Here is a 17,345-nt window from a genome sequence, read left to right on the forward strand (position 1 = left end):
TTGGTGAACGGATATGGACACAACGATCAAGGTAACCGTCATCGGCGCCGGCCTCATGGGGCACGGCATCGGACAGGTGTTTGCGCGCGCGGGTCACACCGTGGTGTTGAGCGACCCGAACCCGGCCGTCCTGGACCGGGCCCTGGCGCAGATACGCCAGAACCTCGCGGACGAGGGCGATGAGCCGGGGCCGGTCCTCGGGCGGATCACCACGGACGTCTCGCCGACGCGGGCGGCGGTCCATGCCGATCTGGTCATCGAGGCGGTGCCGGAGCGGCTGGCGCTGAAGCAGCAATTGTTCGAGGACGTGGCGCGTGCCGCGCCCGATCACGCCATCCTGGCGAGCAACACCTCCGTGATCCCCATCACGGACATCGGCGCCCGATTGAGCGAGCGCGCGCGCGGCCGGCTGCTCGGCACGCATTGGTGGAACCCGCCACATCTGGTGCCCCTGGTCGAGGTGGTGCGCACGGCCTACACGCGCGTGGAGGTCTTCGAGCAGATGTACCTGTGGCTGGTAGCCGTGGGCAAACGGCCCGTGAAAGTCCAGCGCGACGTGACAGGTTTCATCGGCAACCGGCTGCAGCACGCGATGTGGCGGGAAGCCATTGGCCTGATTGAAGACGGAATCTGCGACGCGGAAGCCATCGACACCGTGGTCAAGAACAGCTTTGGCTTGCGTGGCCCCGTGCTCGGCCCCATGGAGAACGCCGACCTCGTCGGCTTGGAGCTGACCCGTGATGTGCACCGCGTCATGTTCCCGGCGCTCAAGACGAATGCCGAGCCGTCTCCCCTGCTGGACCAGCTCATCGCCCAGGGTCACGTGGGCATGAAAGCCGGACAGGGCTTGCGCAGCTGGACCACCGAAAGTGCGGACCAGCTGCGCCTGGAGCTGGATCGGCATCTGCGCCGCATGGCGCGAAGTTAGCGGCCATGCACTCAGATTCGCGCCATTCCCGCAGAACACGCGACACGTTCAGCCATCAGAACGTCGAGGCGCGCGCCATCCCAAGAACCCGCCATGGACCAAGGAGACACTATGAATGACACAAATGGACTTGTACACGCAGCCCGCTTCCGCCTGAATTGGCGCACCTGGGGTGCCTGGCTACCGCTGGCCATCGCGCTGATGTTGACGCAGGGCTGCGCCCATCAGGCCGACACGGCGACTGTCACGCAGCGTTCGACCTCGGTCGGCTCCGTGCTGGGGGTGGACCAATCCGCGTCAGAGGGGCTGTACAGCTGGAAGGGCGTGCCCTATGCCCAGCCGCCGGTGGGTGCCTTGCGCTGGAAGGCCCCGGCCGATCCGCAAGCCTGGGCTTCCGTGCGGCGCACCCAGGCGTTCGGCCCGGCCTGCGTCCAGACCGGGCGCCTGTATGGCCCCGGCCTGAACAACCGCTACGACGCCACCATCGGCGACACGTTGGGCAAGACGGTCGGTTCCGAAGACTGCCTCTACCTGAACATCTGGCAACCCTCCAAGCCGTCGTCACCGTCCGGCGCACCCCGCCCGGTCATCGTCTGGGTGTACGGCGGCAGCAACATCACGGGCTACACGGGCGATCCGGTCTACGACGGTGGCACGCTGGCCAAAACGGCCGATGCCGTGGTCGTCTCGGTCAACTACCGGCTCGGCATCTTCGGCTTCCTGAACCTGGCGCCGCTCAAGACGGGCGATGTCGCCGACGACTCCGGCAACTTTGCCTTGCTGGACATCGTCAAGGCGCTGGAGTTTGTCCAGCGCAACATCGCGAGTTTTGGGGGTGATCCCCGGCAAGTGACGCTGATGGGCGAGTCGGCGGGAGCGGTCAACATCTATGCGCTGTTGACGTCGCCCACGGTCGCAGCGCGGTCCACGCCCTTGTTCCACCGCCTCATCGCCCTGAGCGGTGGCATTTCCACGGCGGCCAGCATGCCCGCTGGGTCCATCGCGGTGGTTCAGCCCTATGCCCTGTGGGCCGAGCGAGGCAACGCCTTGCTGGTGGAATCGCTGATCAGCGACGGAACCGCGGCCGACGAAGCCGCCGCCAAGGCCTGGATCGCGACGCGCTCACCCCAGCAGCTCGCAGCCTACCTGCGCGGCAAGTCCGCCGACGCATTGCTGACCACGGTGCGCACCCGCTTGGCGCCGCGCGGCATGGCGGCCGCCAACGTCATGCCCGACGGTGCCATCGTCGCGAGCGACCCCATCGCCGCCATCAAGGCAGGGCGCTACGTGAAGGTGCCGGTGCTGGCCGGCAACACCCGTGACGAGGGTAAATTGTTCCCCTCGTTCTTCGCGTTGCGGCCCAGCCTGGGTGGCGTGAGCGGTCGCCTGCTGGACGACGCGGCCGTTTTTTCCCTCGCCCACCGCTACCAGCCCGACCAGTCGCCCACCACCACGGTCGAGCAATGGATACCGCAGCCCTACCTGCCGGTGGACACGCCCAAGACCGGCTTCAACGCGCGCAGTGAAGAACTCTCCAGGATCTGGTTCATGGCCTTGCGTGACGATGTGCTCAACGCGCTGAAGTCACAGCAAGCCGGTGTGTGGCACTACCGGTTTGACTGGGACGAGCTGCCGGCCCCCTTCAACGACATCTACGGCGCCGCGCACGCCTTTGACCTGCCCTTTGTGTTCGGCAATTTCGGCCCCTCGCTGTACGCCAACATTTCCTTCACCAAGGCCAATGAGCCCGGTCGTCTGGCCTTGTCCAACGCGATGATGCGCAGTGTGGGGATGTTCGCGCGCCAGGGCGACCCCAACGACGCCAGCCTGGGCCTCACCTGGCCGCGCTGGCCGTCCTCGCTGCGCTTCGACGCCACGCCCACGGACAAGCGCATCACTGCTCAGTGACGGTCGGGCTTGAGGGGGCGTGTTGCCCCTCAAGCCGCCCTAGCCTGCGCCGGCCTTGCCCGCGCGCCGCGCAGCATCTCCACCAGTTCGGCGGGCTCGGCCGGCAGGGCGTCGCCGCGCCAGACCACGTGCTGGTCGCTGCGGCACAGCAGCAGGGCGTGGCGGTAGGCCTCGGGCAATTGCGTTTCGCCCTGTAGGTCCAGCACGTGCAGCGGCAGGCCGCGCGCCTGGGCTGCGGTCTGCAAGGACGTGACGTCCACGCGGGGGTCGAAGCGCAGCAGGGTGTAGCCCGGGCCGAGGGCGTCGTAGAGCGAGCGCCCGTCGTCCAGCCAGAAATGCGGCGTGCGACAGCCCGGCACGGTGGAGGGCGTGAAGCCGCCCATGGTGTAGCCGGGGGCCTGTTCTTCGTCGTCCGCGAGGATGGGCGAACCCTGGTAGAAGTAGCCGTAGTTCAGGCCGGCGCAGCAGAACTGCTGGACGTTGAGTTCGTAGGCCTCCAGTCCGATCAGGGCGCGTGACTGTTGTCCGGTCTCGCCCGGGTCTTCGATGTCCGGGGGCACGGCGCGGCGCGCCTTGATCATCTGCTGGGCGTGGTTCATCACGAAGCGCGACACCTGCTCGGTGATGGGCTGGCGCTCGGCCTGGTAGGCGTCGAGGATGCCTTCGTCGGCCCAGCCTTGCAGGCGCGCGGCCAGCAGCCAGGACAGGTTGAGCGCGTCGGCGATGCCGGCGTTCATGCCGTAGCCCGCGTAAGGCACCCACAGATGGGCCGCGTCCCCCGCGATGAAGACGCGGCCGTTGCGAAACTCCTTGGCCACCAGGCGGCGCCCGACCCAGTCTTCCTTGGAGACGACCTCGTACTCGAAGTCAGCGCCGACGCCGAGGATGTGGCGGATCGAGGCGTCGCGGTCCACCGAATCGAACTCGGGCTCGTCCACGTTCAGGTGGTTGTGCACCAGCCAGTTTTCCTGCCCGTCGATGGCGAACACCGTGCCGCAGCGCTGCGGGTTGACCGCGTAATAGCACCAGGCCGGTTCACCCGGCAGCAAGGCCTTGAGCCCGGGCGCGCGGATGTGGGTGGACTGCACGCGCTGGATCAGCGCCGTGCCCTCGAGCTGCGTGCCCATCTGCTTGCGCACGGTGGAGCCGCCGCCATCGCAACCCACGAGGTAAGGCGCGCGCAGGGTGGATTCCTCCCCGCTATCGAGGCCGCGCAGTCGGGCGGACACGCCGTCGGCGTCCTGGGTGAAGTCCAGCAACTGCGTGCGGTTGCGCAGGGTCACGCCGGGCAGGGCCGCCGCGTGGTCCAGCAGGATGGGTTCCAGGTAGATCTGGTTGATGCGGTGCGGCGGCTCGGCCGTGGGCCACCAGGTGTCGGGCCCGCCCGTGGCCGTGTAGCGGTCGCGCCGGCAGGGGATGGGGATGCGCGTGAGCTCGATGCCCGTCATGCGGGTGCGGAACACCACGTCATTGGGGTAGTCCTCGGGCAGGCCGGCCGCGCGCAGCTTGGCCGCCACGCCCAGGCGGCGGAACTGCTCCATGGTGCGCGAGGACACATGGTTGCACTTGACGGGCGGCGGCTCGGCGTAACGGCGCTGCTCGATCACGGTCACGCGCAGGCCCCGGCCCGCCAGGTCCATGGCCAGGGTCAGGCCCACAGGGCCTGACCCCGCGATCAGCACATCGGCGTCGTAGGCATTGGTCATCGTTGTTCTTTGGGTTCAGTCCAGCGGGATGCGGGGTGTTGAAGAAGGCGGGCCTGCGCCCGACACGGAAGCCATCTCCATGGCTGCTCACCATTGGACTCAATCCTGACCCTCAGGTAAATTCAATTTTTCATATCCAAATATGATTTTTCCTGATGAATAAAAAACGCGCCTACTCGCCCACGCTCAAGCAGTTGCGGGCCTTCGTCGCGGTCTACCGCCTGGGCAAGCTCAGCGCGGCGGCCTCGCAGCTCTTCATCACGCAACCGGCGGTGAGCCTGCTGATCCGGCAGATGGAAGAAGGCCTGGGCGAACTGCTGTTCGATCGCACCACGCGCTCGTTGCGGCCCACCTCCGCCGCGCACGAGGCGGTGCAGATGGCCGAGCGCATCCTGCGCGACCTCGACACCCTGGGCGCTGGCCTGCAGGATTTGACGGAGCTGCGCCGCGGGCGCGTCACCGTGGTGGTCACGCCCACGCTGGCCGAAATCCTGCTACCACCCGTGGTCCGCGCCTTCCGCGCGCAGTTCCCCGACATCCGCATCGTCGTGGACGACTGCGCGCCTGACCAGTTCTATTCCCGCGTGATGAGCGAGCAGACCGACTTCGGCATCGGCGCGCCCGAGCGCCTGAGCCCGGGCGTGGAACTGCAAACCCTGCTGCGCGACCACCTCAGCCTGGTCTGCCCGCGCGACCATCCCCTGGCCCAGCGCCGCACCCTGCGCTGGAAGGACCTGGAAGGCCTGCCCGTCATGACCGTGCGCCCGGGTTACGGCATCCGCCCGCTGATCGAGCTGTCGGCCGCGCGCGCGGGCGTGCGCCTCAACGTCACGCAGGAGGTGACCTTTCTCTCAACCGCCCTGTGGATGACGCGCAACGGCATGGAACCCATCCTCATGCCCGCGGCCTACCTCACCGACGCCCGCGACCCGGACCTCGTCGCCAAGACCCTGACCGCGCCCAAGGTCTCGCGCGACATCCACCTGGTGCTCAAGCAGGGCCGCTCGCTCTCGGCGGCGGCGCGGCAGTTCATCGCGGTGTTGCGCAAGACGCTGGCGGCGGGGTGAAGGGGCTAAAGCCCGTGGCGCCCGCATTGCGGGGGGCTTCGTCGCCGGTGAAAATGAGCCATGCAAAGCAAGACCTTCACCAGCGGCCGTTTTCGCCGCGCCGATTACGACGAAACCACCCAGCAGCTGGACCTGCACCGCGACGACAAGACGGTGCTGGCTTACAAGCAGGTGCCGCTGGAAGTGTTTCGCCGGCTCTGCAGCGCGCCCAATCCGACCACGTATTGGGAGGATCGGATTGCGGAGGAATATCCGAAGGGGGTGGCGATGGGCAAGAGTGACGGCAAGGGAGGTAGCGGCGAGGAATCGGAAGCGGCGCAGAAACTCAGAGGGTTGTTTGGGGAGTAAACGTAGGTCGTTTACTTAGAATGGAAAACAAAACAAACGATCTCATTTGGCGTCCGGGGTGGCGGCAAACTTCAAGGGAGTCAATTTCGCGTGTCGTCAGAATTCTTCAAAAAGCCCATCCTCAACTCGCCATACGCCTATCCTGGGCGGCATTGGGAGTTGGACCCCAGTGGGCAACCTACCCAGCGCATCAAGGATTCCCGGCGTCGGGCTGAGTTCATCACCCCCATTCCCAAGCCCAAAAAGCTGAAGGGCCAGGTCCAGCAGACCGAACTTGGGCTGGGCAGCAACGTTTCGGACGAGAACCAGCAATACCACTCGGCAATCATCAACGGCGTGCGAGCCGAAGTGGACAAATGGCGCGCCATTCCTAATCCCGCCGATTGGGGCGTGACGCCCGAAACCGCCCGTTTGCTTCAGCACTGGCGTAGCCATCCTTTCAGCGGGGTGCGGCCTTTTTTCTGCCAGGTGGAGGCGGTGGAAACCGCGATTTGGCTGACCGAAGTTGCGCCCAACCGGGGCAAGGTGGGGCAGACCTTTCTGGATCACCTGCAAAGCGCCAACGACGACGCCAACCCTGGCTTGATGCGGCTGGCGCTCAAGCTGGCCACGGGTGCCGGCAAGACCACGGTCATGGCCATGCTCATCGCCTGGCAGACCATCAACGCCGTGCGGCGCCCCACCAGCAAGAAGTTCACACGCGGCTTCCTGGTGGTGGCTCCCGGCCTCACCATCAAGGACCGGCTGCAGGTACTGCAGCCGCATGACCCCAACAGCTACTACGCCAGCCGCGAACTCGTGCCCAGTGACATGATGACCGACCTGGGCAAAGCCAAGATCGTCATCACCAACTACCACGCCTTCAAGCTGCGCGAGCGCATGGAGCTGTCCAAGGGCGGGCGCCTGCTGTTGCAAGGTCGGGGTGGTGAAGAGCTCAACACGCTGGAGACCGAAGGCCAGATGCTGCAACGTGTCATGCCTGAACTCATGGGCTTGTCCAGCGTCATGGTCATCAACGACGAGGCCCACCACTGCTACCGCGAAAAGCCCAAGGCGGAAACCACCGAGACAGACGACGAACTTTCAGGCGACGAAAAGAAAGAAGCTGAGGAGAACAACGAAGCCGCTCGCCTGTGGATCTCTGGCCTGGAGGCCGTGAACCGCAAGCTGAGCGTCACGCGCGTCATGGACCTCTCGGCCACGCCCTTTTTTCTGCGCGGCTCGGGTTATGTGGAAGGTACCCTCTTCCCTTGGACCATGAGCGACTTCTCCCTCATGGATGCCATCGAATGCGGCATCGTCAAGCTTCCCCGTGTGCCTGTCGCCGACAACCTGCCCGGTGCCAGCAAGGATGATCTGCCGGTGTTCCGTAATCTATGGGAAAACATCCGCAAGGACATGCCCAAGAAGGGCAGGGGCAAGTCCGAGGGGCTGGACCCGCTCAAGTTGCCCACCCGCCTGCAGACCGCGCTGGAAGCTCTGTACGGCCACTACCAGCTGACTTACGAGTTGTGGCGCAAGGCGGGCATCACCGTGCCCCCTTGCTTCATCGTGGTGTGCAACAACACGTCCACATCCAAGCTGGTCTACGACTACATCTCTGGCTTTCAGCGCCAGAACGCCGACGGCACCCCCACTGTGGTCAACGGTCGCTTGAGCCTGTTCCGCAACTTTGACGATGCGAACCAGCCGCTGCCGCGCCCGCGCACCCTGCTGATCGACAGCGAACAGCTGGAATCCGGCGAGGCCTTGGACGACAACTTCCGCGCGATGGCGGGGCCGGAGATTGAGCAGTTTCGTCATGAAATCCTGGAGCGTGGCGGCAAACTGGCCGATGAGTTGAAGAGTGGCAAGGAGCTGGACGACGCGGCCATCCTCCGCGAAGTGATGAACACCGTGGGCAAGCCCGGCAGGCTCGGTGAATCCATCCGCTGCGTGGTCTCCGTCTCCATGCTCACCGAAGGGTGGGACACCAACACCGTGACTCACGTCTTGGGCGTGCGCGCCTTCGGTACCCAGTTGCTGTGTGAGCAGGTGATTGGTCGTGCCTTGCGCCGCCAGTCTTACGACCTCAATGACGAGGGGCTGTTCAACGTCGAATACGCCGACGTGCTCGGCATTCCCTTCAATTTCAATGCCGAGCCGGTCGTCGCCCCGCCGCAACCGCCACGCGACACGGTACAGGTCAAGGCCGTCAAACCCGATCGGGACCATCTGGAAATCCGATTCCCTCGCGTAGAAGGCTACCGGGTGGAGTTGCCCGAAGAGCGCATCACCGCGCATTTCACGGAAGATTCGACGCTTAGGCTCACGCCTGAACTGGTGGGGCCGTCCCGCACACACAACGCCGGCATCATCGGTGAAGGTGTTGATCTTGACTTGAAGCATCTGGGGGACATGCGGCAGCCCACGCTGCTCATGCACCTCACCAAGCATCTGCTCAGCACCCAGTACCGCGACCCCAATGGTGAGTTGAAGCTACACCTCTTCGGTCAACTCAAGCGCATTGCCAAGGACTGGCTGGACCAGCACCTGATCTGCCTTGGCAATACCTTCCCAGCCCAGCTGATGTACTTACAGCTGGCCGATATGGCCTGCGAGAAGATCACCGCAGCCATCAATCGGGCGCACATCGAAGCGGGCGAAAGCTACATTCGCGCCCTGCTTGACCCGTACAACCCGGTGGGCACGACCCGGTATGTGAACTTCAACACCTCCAAGACGACGCGCTGGGACACGAGCGGGATGTCGGTGGGCGGCCCCAAGTGCCACCTCAACTGGATCATCACCGACAGCGACTGGGAGGCTGAGTTCTGCCGTGTCGCCGAGGCTCATCCCCAAGTGCTGGCCTATGTGAAGAACCACAACCTTGGTTTTGAAGTGCCCTACCTCATGGCGGGCGAGGCGCGCCGTTACCGGCCGGATTTCATCTTGCGTGTGGACGATGGCCATGGGCCGGACAAGCCGCTGAACCTCATCGTCGAAATCAAGGGCTACCGGGGCGAAGACGCGAAGGTCAAGAAAGAGACGATGCAGGTGTATTGGCTGCCCGGCGTCAATGCCCTGGGCACCCACGGCCGGTGGGCCTTTGCCGAATTCAGCGAGGTCTATGCCATGCAGGACGACTTTGCCCAGGAGATGGCGAGGGCCTTTGATCAGCTGGTTGAAAACAGCATCACCGCAAGGGAGGCGATATGAGAACACTATTGGCGATGGCAGCAACTGCGCCGTTGAACCATTTTGTTGACGGCAACAAAATGGTTAGCTGTCATCTTTGTGCCGTATGGGGATGGATTTGCTATACTGCGCAGCACATCCGCCCCTTGGCAGTAAGCCCTCTCACCTATCCTGAGAGTGTGCCGAACCCCTGGGGCTGTTTCATTTCTGGCCTTAGCCGCGCGAGGCCGGTATGAGCTCCGGCCAGATTGCCATACTGATCGATGGTGGCTTCTTCCTCAAACGCCTGAGCAGGCTGGTCGAGGCTGGCCAGTGTGACACGCCAGATCAAATCGCGCGCTGCGTACGCAAGCTTTGCTTCAACCACATCATGCGGCTGAAGGGGGGCAGCGGAAAGCTGTGGCAGCAGCATTTGTATCGCTGCTTCTTCTACGATGCCCAGCCCTATGACGGTAAGGCGCATCATCCCGTTTCGAATAAGTCCATCGACTTTGCCAAGTCGGATGTGGCTCAGCAGAGGCATTCATTGTTCGATCAGTTGCGCAAGGAGCGCAAGGTCGCGTTGCGTTTGGGCAAAGTCAATCGAGACCACGACTGGACGCTGTCGCCGCGTCTGACCAAATCCATCCTCAAGACCCGTCAAGCTCTCGCACCTTTGCAAGCTCTGCAGCAGCAACTGCCCGCAGGGGCGAACCCCCAAGCTGTTCAGCTTCAGCTCAGTGCCGCCGAGGCTCAACAGCTCCTGCAGACGTACAACTTCTGGCAGGGCATTCAGGCGGGTGACGTGAGCCTAGGGCTGCGTCAGAAGGGCGTGGATATGCGCATCGCCATTGACATCGCCAGCCTGACCTTAAAAAAGCAGGTCAGCACCATCATCCTTGTTGCGGGTGACAGCGACTTTGTGCCCGCCGCCAAGTTGGCGCGCAGGGAAGGTATGGAGTTCATCCTTGATCCGTTGTGGCAGAACATCAACGACGATCTATTCGAGCACATTGATGGATTGCAGTCAGGCTTCAAACGCCCCGGGACAGAACAAGCGACAGCTCCCCTGCCCCAGGCAGTGCCTGACCAGCCTGCAACTTAGTTAACGGAATGCTGTCCACCTTTATCGGCAAAGGCTTTTAGTCAAAGAACATGGCCACCCGCAAACCCAAAGCCCCGCTTCAGGTCGAATCCCTCAAGCACGACGACGCCACGCGCAAGAACATTCCCACGGCGGAATACCAGAGCATCCTGCGCGACGAGGACAAGGCCCCCATCCGCGTGGCCTACGAGCGCCGCAACCAGGACCTGGACCCGCAACTCGTCTGGCGCGGCAAGGACGTGCAGGACTGGAGCGATCTGGTCGTCCACGCTCCGCCGCTCTACATCCAGGAAAAAGTCCACCCCAAGGTGCTGATCGACGACCTGAAGCGCCAGACCGAGGCCGCCCAGACCGCAGCCGCCACCCAGCAGCCGGGGTTTGTGGCGGATTTGTTTGCCGACTTCAACGGCCTGCCCAGCAATGAGGCCAAGACCGAGTTCTACCAGCACGATGCCCACTGGGCCAACCGCATGATCCTGGGCGACAGCCTGGCCGTCATGGGCAGCCTGGCCGAGCGCGAGGGCCTGCGCGGCAAGGTGCAGTGCATCTACTTCGACCCGCCCTACGGCATCAAATTCAACAGCAACTTCCAGTGGAGCACCACCAGCCGCGACGTGAAAGACGGCAACGCCGGGCACATCACCCGCGAGCCCGAACAGGTCAAAGCCTTTCGCGACACCTGGCGTGACGGCATCCATTCCTACTTGACCTATCTGCGTGATCGCCTGACCGTGGCACGCGATCTGTTGACCGAGAGTGGCTCGATCTTTGTGCAGATCGGGGATGAGAACGTGCACCGGGTGCGGTCTGTGATGGATGAGGTGTTTGGGGATGAGAACCTTGTCACCCAAATTGCTTTTAGGACTACAACGGGACGTGCGAGCGATAGTTTGGCCGCGGCCTCTAACTATCTTCTGTGGTACGCAAAAAAGCGTACCGTCATGAAATATCGACCGCTATTTCAAGATAAATCTGCAGGCTCATCTACTGATCAGGTTTATTCATTGATTCGCTTCGACGATGGAAGAAGTCAGAGAATGACGCCGGATCAAAGAAATGGAAATGAGTCTTTGCCAGAGGGCGCTCGCCAATTTCGACCCGACAACATTACTAGCTCGCGTCCTGCCGGCGAGAGCGATGTGCGGGAGTTCTATTTTCAAGGCCGAACGTACACGCCAGGCAAAGGTACTTTTAAATCAGACATGCTCGGTCTGAATAGACTTGCAAAGTCCTTGCGTTTATGGCCGACGGTGGGAAGTACGGTTCAATACATACGATATCTAAACGATTTTCCCGTAATTCCGTTTTCGAACATATGGACTGATACAGGAACCGGATCGTTCACAGAAGATAAGGTTTACGTAGTTCAGACAGGGTCAAAGGTTATAGAGCGCTGCATGCTGATGGTCACAGACCCCGGCGACCTCGTACTCGACCCGACCTGCGGAAGCGGAACGAGCGCCTACGTAGCCGAACAATGGGGTCGTCGCTGGATCACCATTGACACCTCGCGTGTTGCTCTGGCCTTGGCCCGGGCGCGCATCATGGGTGCGCGTTATCCCTATTACCTGCTGGCGGATAGCCCGGAGGGACAACTGAAAGAAGCCGAGGTCACACGCAGCGCGTTGTCTTCCCGCGTCACGCGCGGCAACATCGCCCACGGTTTTGTCTACGAGCGGGTGCCTCACATCATGCTCAGTTCGATCACGAAGAACGCTGAGGTAGACGTGATCTGGGAAAAGTTCCATGCGGTTCTGGAACCACTGCGCGTGAAGCTCAACGAGTTGGCCGAGCAGCAATGGCAGGAATGGGACGTGCCGCGCGACATCGAGCCGCACATTCCTTCTTGGCTGATCAGCGGCTTTCAACAGCGGGTCACGACGACACCTGTAGACCGCAATGCACGCGTGCAAGAAATCCGGAAGCTGCACGCCGACTGGTGGGCACAGCGCATCGCCCGGCAAAAGGAAATCGACGCTTCCATTGCCGCGAAGGCCGAGTTCGAGTTTCTCTACGACAAGCCGTACGAGGACAAGAAGAAGGTGCGCGTGGCCGGCCCCTTCACCGTGGAAAGCCTCTCGCCCCATCGCACACTGGGCGTGGACGAAAACGGCGATGTGATGGACGGCAACAAGGCCGCCGAACCCGAAGCCGGCTACGGCGGCACCAGCGTGCGTGATTTCGCCGCCATCATCCTGGAAAACCTGCGCACGGCGGGTGTGCAGCAGGCGCACAAGCAGGATCGCATCAGCTTCACCTCGCTCACGCCCTGGCCGGGCAGTTATGTGTGTGGGGAGGGGCGTTATATCGAAGGTCGAGGCGAAGGCGAAAGCGGCGCCGAAAAGCGCGCTGCCATCTTCATCGGCCCCGAGTTCGGCACCGTCTCGCGGCCTGATCTGGTGAGCGCCGCCAAGGAGGCGGGCGATGCCGGTTTTGACGTGCTGGTGGCCTGCGCCTTCAACTACGACGCGCACAGCAGCGAGTTCGAGAAGCTGGGGCGCATTCCTGTGCTGAAAGCGCGCATGAACGCCGATCTGCACATGGCCGAAGACCTCAAGAACACGGGCAAGGGCAACCTCTTCGTGATCTTTGGCGAGCCGGACATCACCATCCTGGATGCCGCCACCGACCAGCCGCTCAAGGCCGGTGAGCGGGCCACCGGCGAACTGAAAGTCAAGGTCAACGGCGTGGACGTGTTCGACCCCAGCACGGGCGAAGTGCGCAGCGACGGCGCCGACGGCATCGCCTGCTGGTTCATCGACACCGACTACAACGAAGAAAGCTTCTTCGTTCGCCACGCCTACTTCCTCGGCGCCAACGACCCTTACAAATCCCTCAAGACCACGCTCAAGGCTGAAATCAATCAGGAAGCCTGGGATTCGCTCAACAGCGACGTGTCACGCCCCTTCGACAAGCCGAGCAGCGGTCGCATCGCTGTGAAAGTGATCAACCATTTGGGGGATGAGGTGATGAAGGTGTTCAGGGTTGCTTAAAGCTGGTGGCGCCTTGATGGATGCACATGTCGCAAAAATCGAGAAACGCCACCACGTTTGCGTGACATGTCGCTGATGACGACATGAATCAGGACGCTTTGTTAAAAGCTGATGCTGCGGGCTTACCTCACGCAGTAAGTGCAGACTGGACCAGCAACATGCAGCCCATCAACACCGGCTGGTGCAGCATGTAAAAACTCAAGGACCAACGCCCCAACAGCGCCAGCGGGGCCAAACCTTGCGGCAGCGCGCCGCCCAGCAGGGGTGCTGCGCGCTTGCCTTGGGTACGCGCCAGCAGCCAACGGCCCAGCCCGTAACCCCAGAGCATCACACCCAGCCAGGGCAAGAGGGGCACGTAGTCTTCGGTGATGGGTTTGTGCGTCACCAGGCCCAGCCAGTTGGTCCAGCGCGTGTCAAAAAAGGGGTGTTGCACGAACTGCGGCAGCAGCACGGCCAGGAGGCCGAGCAGGGCGCAGTGCCAGGGTTGCAGGCGCGGCCCGGCCCAGCGCAGGAGCAGCAGCATCACGGCCATGGCATGCAGCACGCCGAAGGTGATGAAACTGCCTGGGAACATGAACCACGAGCCCAGGGACACGAGCAGCGCGCAGCCTGCGATCTGCGCCCAGCGTTTCCAGAAGCGCGGCCAGCCGATGTTTTGGGAATGGGCCAGCGCCTGCCCCAGGCCCGCGCACAGCAGGAAGAGGCTGACGATGAGCGTGCGCTGCGTGGTCCAGAACGGGTCGCGGTAGAAATCGGCCTTCAGCCAACCGAAGTAGGCCAGGTCAAAGCAGGCGTGGAACGCCGCCATCCACAACAAGGCCGCGCCGCGCAGGGCGTCCAGGCGCGGCAGGCGCAGCGGTGATTTGGAGGAAGACGCGGTGCGTGACGAGGCAGAGGCGGATGAACGTGCGGGCTTCATGCGCGCACTGTAGCGTGCGGCATTCCGTGCCGCGGCATCACGCCGTGGCCTTCATCGTCAGGCCGCCGCGCTCAGCGCCCGCTCGCGTATTCCAGTTCAAACAGCGGCGTCGTGGTCTGCCGGCTGAGCCAGACGCCGCCGCCCACCTCGGTGAACCCTTCCAGCAAGCCGCGCCGGTAGAGCTGGGCGCGGTGGCGAAACAGGCGCTGGTCGGTCAGCGTGTCGTCGACGATGTCGCGCTCGTAGTCCTCGCGCGTCACGGCCTCTAGGTACAAGGCGCCGCGGCTCAGCGTGGCGAGGTTGTGCAGCGCCAGCTTGAGGTCGGCGGCGCTCAGGTAGGGCAGCACGCCCTGGCAGATCACCAGGTCAAAAGGCTCGGTGCTGCGGTAGTCGACCACCGAGCCGCGCTCCCAGCCGTAGCGCGCGCACAGGTACTCGCTGTACTCCACGCCGTGGTAATGCGCTTCAGGGTAGTGCCGGGCCACCACGTCGCGCCACAGGCCGATGCCACAGCCCACATCCAGCACACGCCGCACCGGCACGCGCAGGTACTTGAGGTAGCTGCACACAAAGGTGCCCAGCCGTTCAAGATGGCTCGGGTCCACCACGCGGGTCTTCTTGTCGAAGTAGTAGCGTTGGTAGTAGACCTCGTCGAACCATGTTTCACTGGCAGATTGCACGCTTGTTCCTTGTTGTCGCTGCGCCCGAAGGGGCGCCAACGGCGAGTATGACCCAGGGGCGCGCGCTCGCTTCACGTTGGCGAGGTGCAAAAAAAAACGGCGCCCGCGGGCGCCGTTCTCTCCTCAACTCGCTTCTTGTGGGATCAAGCCGAGGCCTTGACCTTCAAGCGCCAGGCATGCAGCAGCGGCTCGGTGTAGCCGTTGGGCTGTTCCAGGCCCTTGAACACCAGGTCGGTGGCGGCCTTGTAGGCCATGGACGTTTCAAAGTTGCCGGCCATGCGCTTGTAGAGCGGGTCACTCTTGTTCTGCTCGTCCACCACGGCGGCCATGCGCTCGAAGGCGGCGCGCACCTGGCTCTCGGTCACCACGCCGTGCAGCAGCCAATTGGCGATGTGCTGGCTGCTGATGCGCAGGGTGGCGCGGTCTTCCATCAGGCCGATGTTGTGGATGTCGGGCACCTTGGAGCAGCCCACGCCCTGGTCGATCCAGCGCACCACGTAGCCCAGAATGCCCTGGCAGTTGTTGTCGATTTCCTGCTGGATCTCGGTGGCGGTCCAGGGGGCCTTCATGCCGGGCTTGCCGGCCACGGGCACGGTCAGCAGGCGGGCCAGTTCCTTGGCTTCGGTCTGCTTGAAGGTCTTGGCCGTGGCCTGCTTCTCCAGGCTGTCCTGCAGCGCGGCCACGTTGACCTGGTGGTAGTGCAGCGCGTGCAGGGTGGCGGCGGTGGGGCTGGGCACCCAGGCGGTGTTGGCACCGGCCAGCGGGTGCACGATCTTCTGCTTGAGCATGGCGGCCATCAGGTCGGGCATGGCCCACATGCCCTTGCCGATCTGTGCGCGGCCCTTGAGGCCGGTGGCCAGCCCGACCAGCACATTGAGTTTTTCGTAGGCGTCGATCCAGGCGGTGCCCTTCATCGCGGCCTTGCGGATCATGGGGCCGGCGTGCATGGCGGTGTGCATCTCGTCGCCCGTGCGATCGAGGAAGCCGGTGTTGATGAAGGCCACGCGGCTCTTGGCGGCGGCGATGCAGGCCTTGAGGTTGACGCTGGTGCGGCGCTCTTCGTCCATGATGCCCAGCTTCACCGTGTTCTCGGGTAGGCCCAGCAGGGCCTCGACACGGGCGAACAGCTCGGAGGCGAAGGCCGCTTCCTCGGGGCCGTGCATCTTGGGCTTGACGATGTAGATGCTGCCGGTGCGCGAGTTGCGCACGTAGTTTTTCGTCAGGCCTTGCAGGTCGTGCAGGGCGATGGCCGTGGTGATGACCGCGTCCATGATGCCTTCATGCATGTCGCTGCCGTCGCCATAGCGGATGGCCGGGTGCGTCATCAGGTGGCCCACATTGCGCACGAAGAGCAGGCTGCGGCCGTGCAGCTTGATCTCTTCGCCGTTCGCGCCCTGGTAGACGCGGTCGGGGTTGAGGCGGCGCGTGAAGCTCTTGCCGCCCTTGCTGACGGTTTCGGTCAGCGTGCCCTTGAGGATGCCCAGCCAGTTCTCGTAGGCCAGCACCTTGTCTTCGGCGTCCACCACGGCCACGGAGTCTTCCAGGTCCAGGATGGTGGAGAGCGCGGCTTCGACCAGCAGGTCGCTCACGCCGGCGGGGTCGCTCTGGCCGATGGGCGTGTCACGGTCGATCTGGATTTCGATGTGGATGCCGTTGTTGCGCAGCAGGATGGCGCTGGGCGTGGCGGCGCTACCTTGGTAGCCGATGAACTTGCCCGCTTCGGCCAGCGTGGCTTCCCGGCCGTCCTTGAGCGTGACGATCAGCTTGCCGCCCAGCACGGCGTAGCCCTTGGAGCCCACGTGCGAAGCCGGCTTGCCTTGTGTGGCAGCCAGCGGGGCCACGCGGTCCAACACGTGGCGCGCGTACGCGATCACCTTGGCGCCGCGCACCGGGTTGTAGCCCTTGCCGTCCGGGCCGGTCTTGGTGGCGCCTTTGTCCTCAGGCAAGGCATCGGTGCCGTAGAGCGCGTCGTAGAGCGAGCCCCAGCGCGCATTGGCCGCGTTGAGCGCGTAGCGCGCGTTCAGGATGGGCACCACCAGCTGCGGGCCGGCCTGCACGGCCAGTTCGGCGTCGACGTTGGTCGTGTCGCAGTGCACGTCCTTCGGCGCGGGCACCAGGTAGCCGATTTTTTCCAGGAAGGCCTGGTAGGCCTTCATGTTCTTCCCGGCCGTGATGGGCCCGGGGTTGGCTTTATGCCAGGCGTCCAGCTCTTCCTGCAGCTTGTCGCGTTTCTTGAGCAGGGCGGCGTTCTTGGGGCCGAGGTCACGCGCGATGGCGTCGAAACCGGCCCAGAACTTGGCGCTGTCCACGCCTGTGCCGGGCAGCACTTGCTGTTCAACGAAACGGTGCAGCGCGGTCGCGACCTGCAGGCTGTGGACGCGGGTGAATTCGGGGGTGGGTGTCGTCATGGCGGACCTCCGGGGGGCAAAGACAGAAGGGGGCAGACAGGGCGCAGCACGCAAGGTGCGCCTGTTTTTTTTCGATGCCGAACTGTATTTGATACTTGGTCATTCATTAATCAATAAATAATCTCGA

11 protein-coding genes are annotated in these 17,345 nt (G+C 63.6%); 7 read left to right on the forward strand and 4 right to left on the reverse strand.

The genetic code is table 11. The features are described from left to right. Positions 1-13: 13 nt before the first annotated feature. Together DW355_RS04490 and DW355_RS04495 are read left to right on the forward strand one after the other, a co-directional pair. A complete protein-coding gene (locus tag DW355_RS04490) occupies positions 14-928 on the forward strand; it encodes a 3-hydroxyacyl-CoA dehydrogenase family protein (RefSeq protein ID WP_131278140.1) in 915 nt (304 codons plus the stop codon). A gap of 111 nt (positions 929-1,039) precedes the next feature. Next, the gene (locus DW355_RS04495; RefSeq protein WP_242671300.1) at positions 1,040-2,836 is read left to right on the forward strand and encodes a carboxylesterase/lipase family protein; all 1,797 of its coding nucleotides are present in this window, start codon (positions 1,040-1,042) and stop codon (positions 2,834-2,836) included. Between the two features lie 29 nt (positions 2,837-2,865). Here DW355_RS04495 and DW355_RS04500 read toward each other — a convergent pair whose 3' ends face one another. Next, entirely contained in the window at positions 2,866-4,542 is a 1,677-nt protein-coding gene (locus DW355_RS04500; protein ID WP_131278141.1) for an FAD-dependent oxidoreductase, read from the reverse strand. Positions 4,543-4,697: 155 nt separating this feature from the next. On the opposite strand from DW355_RS04500, the gene DW355_RS04505 reads away from it, so the two are divergent. The 5 genes from DW355_RS04505 (at position 4,698) to DW355_RS04525 (ending at position 13,211) form a co-directional block, all read left to right on the forward strand. Beyond that, positions 4,698-5,609: a LysR family transcriptional regulator gene (locus DW355_RS04505; RefSeq protein WP_131278142.1), complete on the forward strand. Its 912-nt coding sequence runs from the start codon at positions 4,698-4,700 to the stop codon at positions 5,607-5,609. A gap of 60 nt (positions 5,610-5,669) precedes the next feature. Next, positions 5,670-5,957: a KTSC domain-containing protein gene (locus DW355_RS04510; RefSeq protein WP_131278143.1), complete on the forward strand. Its 288-nt coding sequence runs from the start codon at positions 5,670-5,672 to the stop codon at positions 5,955-5,957. 90 nt (positions 5,958-6,047) lie between these two features. After that, positions 6,048-9,155 carry a BPTD_3080 family restriction endonuclease gene (locus tag DW355_RS04515; protein ID WP_131278144.1) on the forward strand — a complete coding sequence of 1,036 codons (3,108 nt, stop codon included), beginning with the start codon at positions 6,048-6,050 and terminating at the stop codon, positions 9,153-9,155. A gap of 211 nt (positions 9,156-9,366) precedes the next feature. Beyond that, positions 9,367-10,218 carry an NYN domain-containing protein gene (locus tag DW355_RS04520; protein ID WP_131278145.1) on the forward strand — a complete coding sequence of 284 codons (852 nt, stop codon included), beginning with the start codon at positions 9,367-9,369 and terminating at the stop codon, positions 10,216-10,218. Positions 10,219-10,268: 50 nt separating this feature from the next. Then, positions 10,269-13,211, forward strand: a complete 2,943-nt coding sequence (locus DW355_RS04525) for a site-specific DNA-methyltransferase (RefSeq protein WP_131278146.1) — start codon at positions 10,269-10,271, stop codon at positions 13,209-13,211. Positions 13,212-13,338: 127 nt separating this feature from the next. On the opposite strand, the gene DW355_RS04530 is transcribed toward DW355_RS04525, so the two are convergent. The 3 genes from DW355_RS04530 to DW355_RS04540 form a co-directional block, all read right to left on the reverse strand. Then, positions 13,339-14,130: a DUF1624 domain-containing protein gene (locus DW355_RS04530; RefSeq protein WP_131278147.1), complete on the reverse strand. Its 792-nt coding sequence runs from the start codon at positions 14,128-14,130 to the stop codon at positions 13,339-13,341. Positions 14,131-14,201: 71 nt separating this feature from the next. Beyond that, on the reverse strand, positions 14,202-14,810 hold the full coding sequence (locus DW355_RS04535) for a class I SAM-dependent methyltransferase (protein WP_131278148.1): 609 nt from the start codon (positions 14,808-14,810) through the stop codon (positions 14,202-14,204). A gap of 143 nt (positions 14,811-14,953) precedes the next feature. After that, entirely contained in the window at positions 14,954-17,218 is a 2,265-nt protein-coding gene (locus DW355_RS04540; RefSeq protein WP_131278149.1) for a malate synthase G, read from the reverse strand. Positions 17,219-17,345: the final 127 nt, after the last annotated feature.

The organism is Hylemonella gracilis (assembly GCF_004328645.1).
Taxonomy (GTDB): Bacteria; Pseudomonadota; Gammaproteobacteria; order Burkholderiales; family Burkholderiaceae_C; genus Hylemonella; species Hylemonella gracilis_B.

What these genes read in the sequence shown, in the direction of transcription:
- DW355_RS04490 (WP_131278140.1), top strand. Translation starts at nt 14, where the DNA reads ATGGACACAACGATCAAGGTAACCGTCATCGGCGCCGGCCTCATGGGG.
- DW355_RS04495 (WP_242671300.1), top strand. Translation starts at nt 1,040, where the DNA reads ATGAATGACACAAATGGACTTGTACACGCAGCCCGCTTCCGCCTGAAT.
- DW355_RS04500 (WP_131278141.1), bottom strand. Translation starts at nt 4,542, where the DNA reads ATGACCAATGCCTACGACGCCGATGTGCTGATCGCGGGGTCAGGCCCT.
- DW355_RS04505 (WP_131278142.1), top strand. Translation starts at nt 4,698, where the DNA reads ATGAATAAAAAACGCGCCTACTCGCCCACGCTCAAGCAGTTGCGGGCC.
- DW355_RS04510 (WP_131278143.1), top strand. Translation starts at nt 5,670, where the DNA reads ATGCAAAGCAAGACCTTCACCAGCGGCCGTTTTCGCCGCGCCGATTAC.
- DW355_RS04520 (WP_131278145.1), top strand. Translation starts at nt 9,367, where the DNA reads ATGAGCTCCGGCCAGATTGCCATACTGATCGATGGTGGCTTCTTCCTC.
- DW355_RS04525 (WP_131278146.1), top strand. Translation starts at nt 10,269, where the DNA reads ATGGCCACCCGCAAACCCAAAGCCCCGCTTCAGGTCGAATCCCTCAAG.
- DW355_RS04530 (WP_131278147.1), bottom strand. Translation starts at nt 14,130, where the DNA reads ATGAAGCCCGCACGTTCATCCGCCTCTGCCTCGTCACGCACCGCGTCT.
- DW355_RS04540 (WP_131278149.1), bottom strand. Translation starts at nt 17,218, where the DNA reads ATGACGACACCCACCCCCGAATTCACCCGCGTCCACAGCCTGCAGGTC.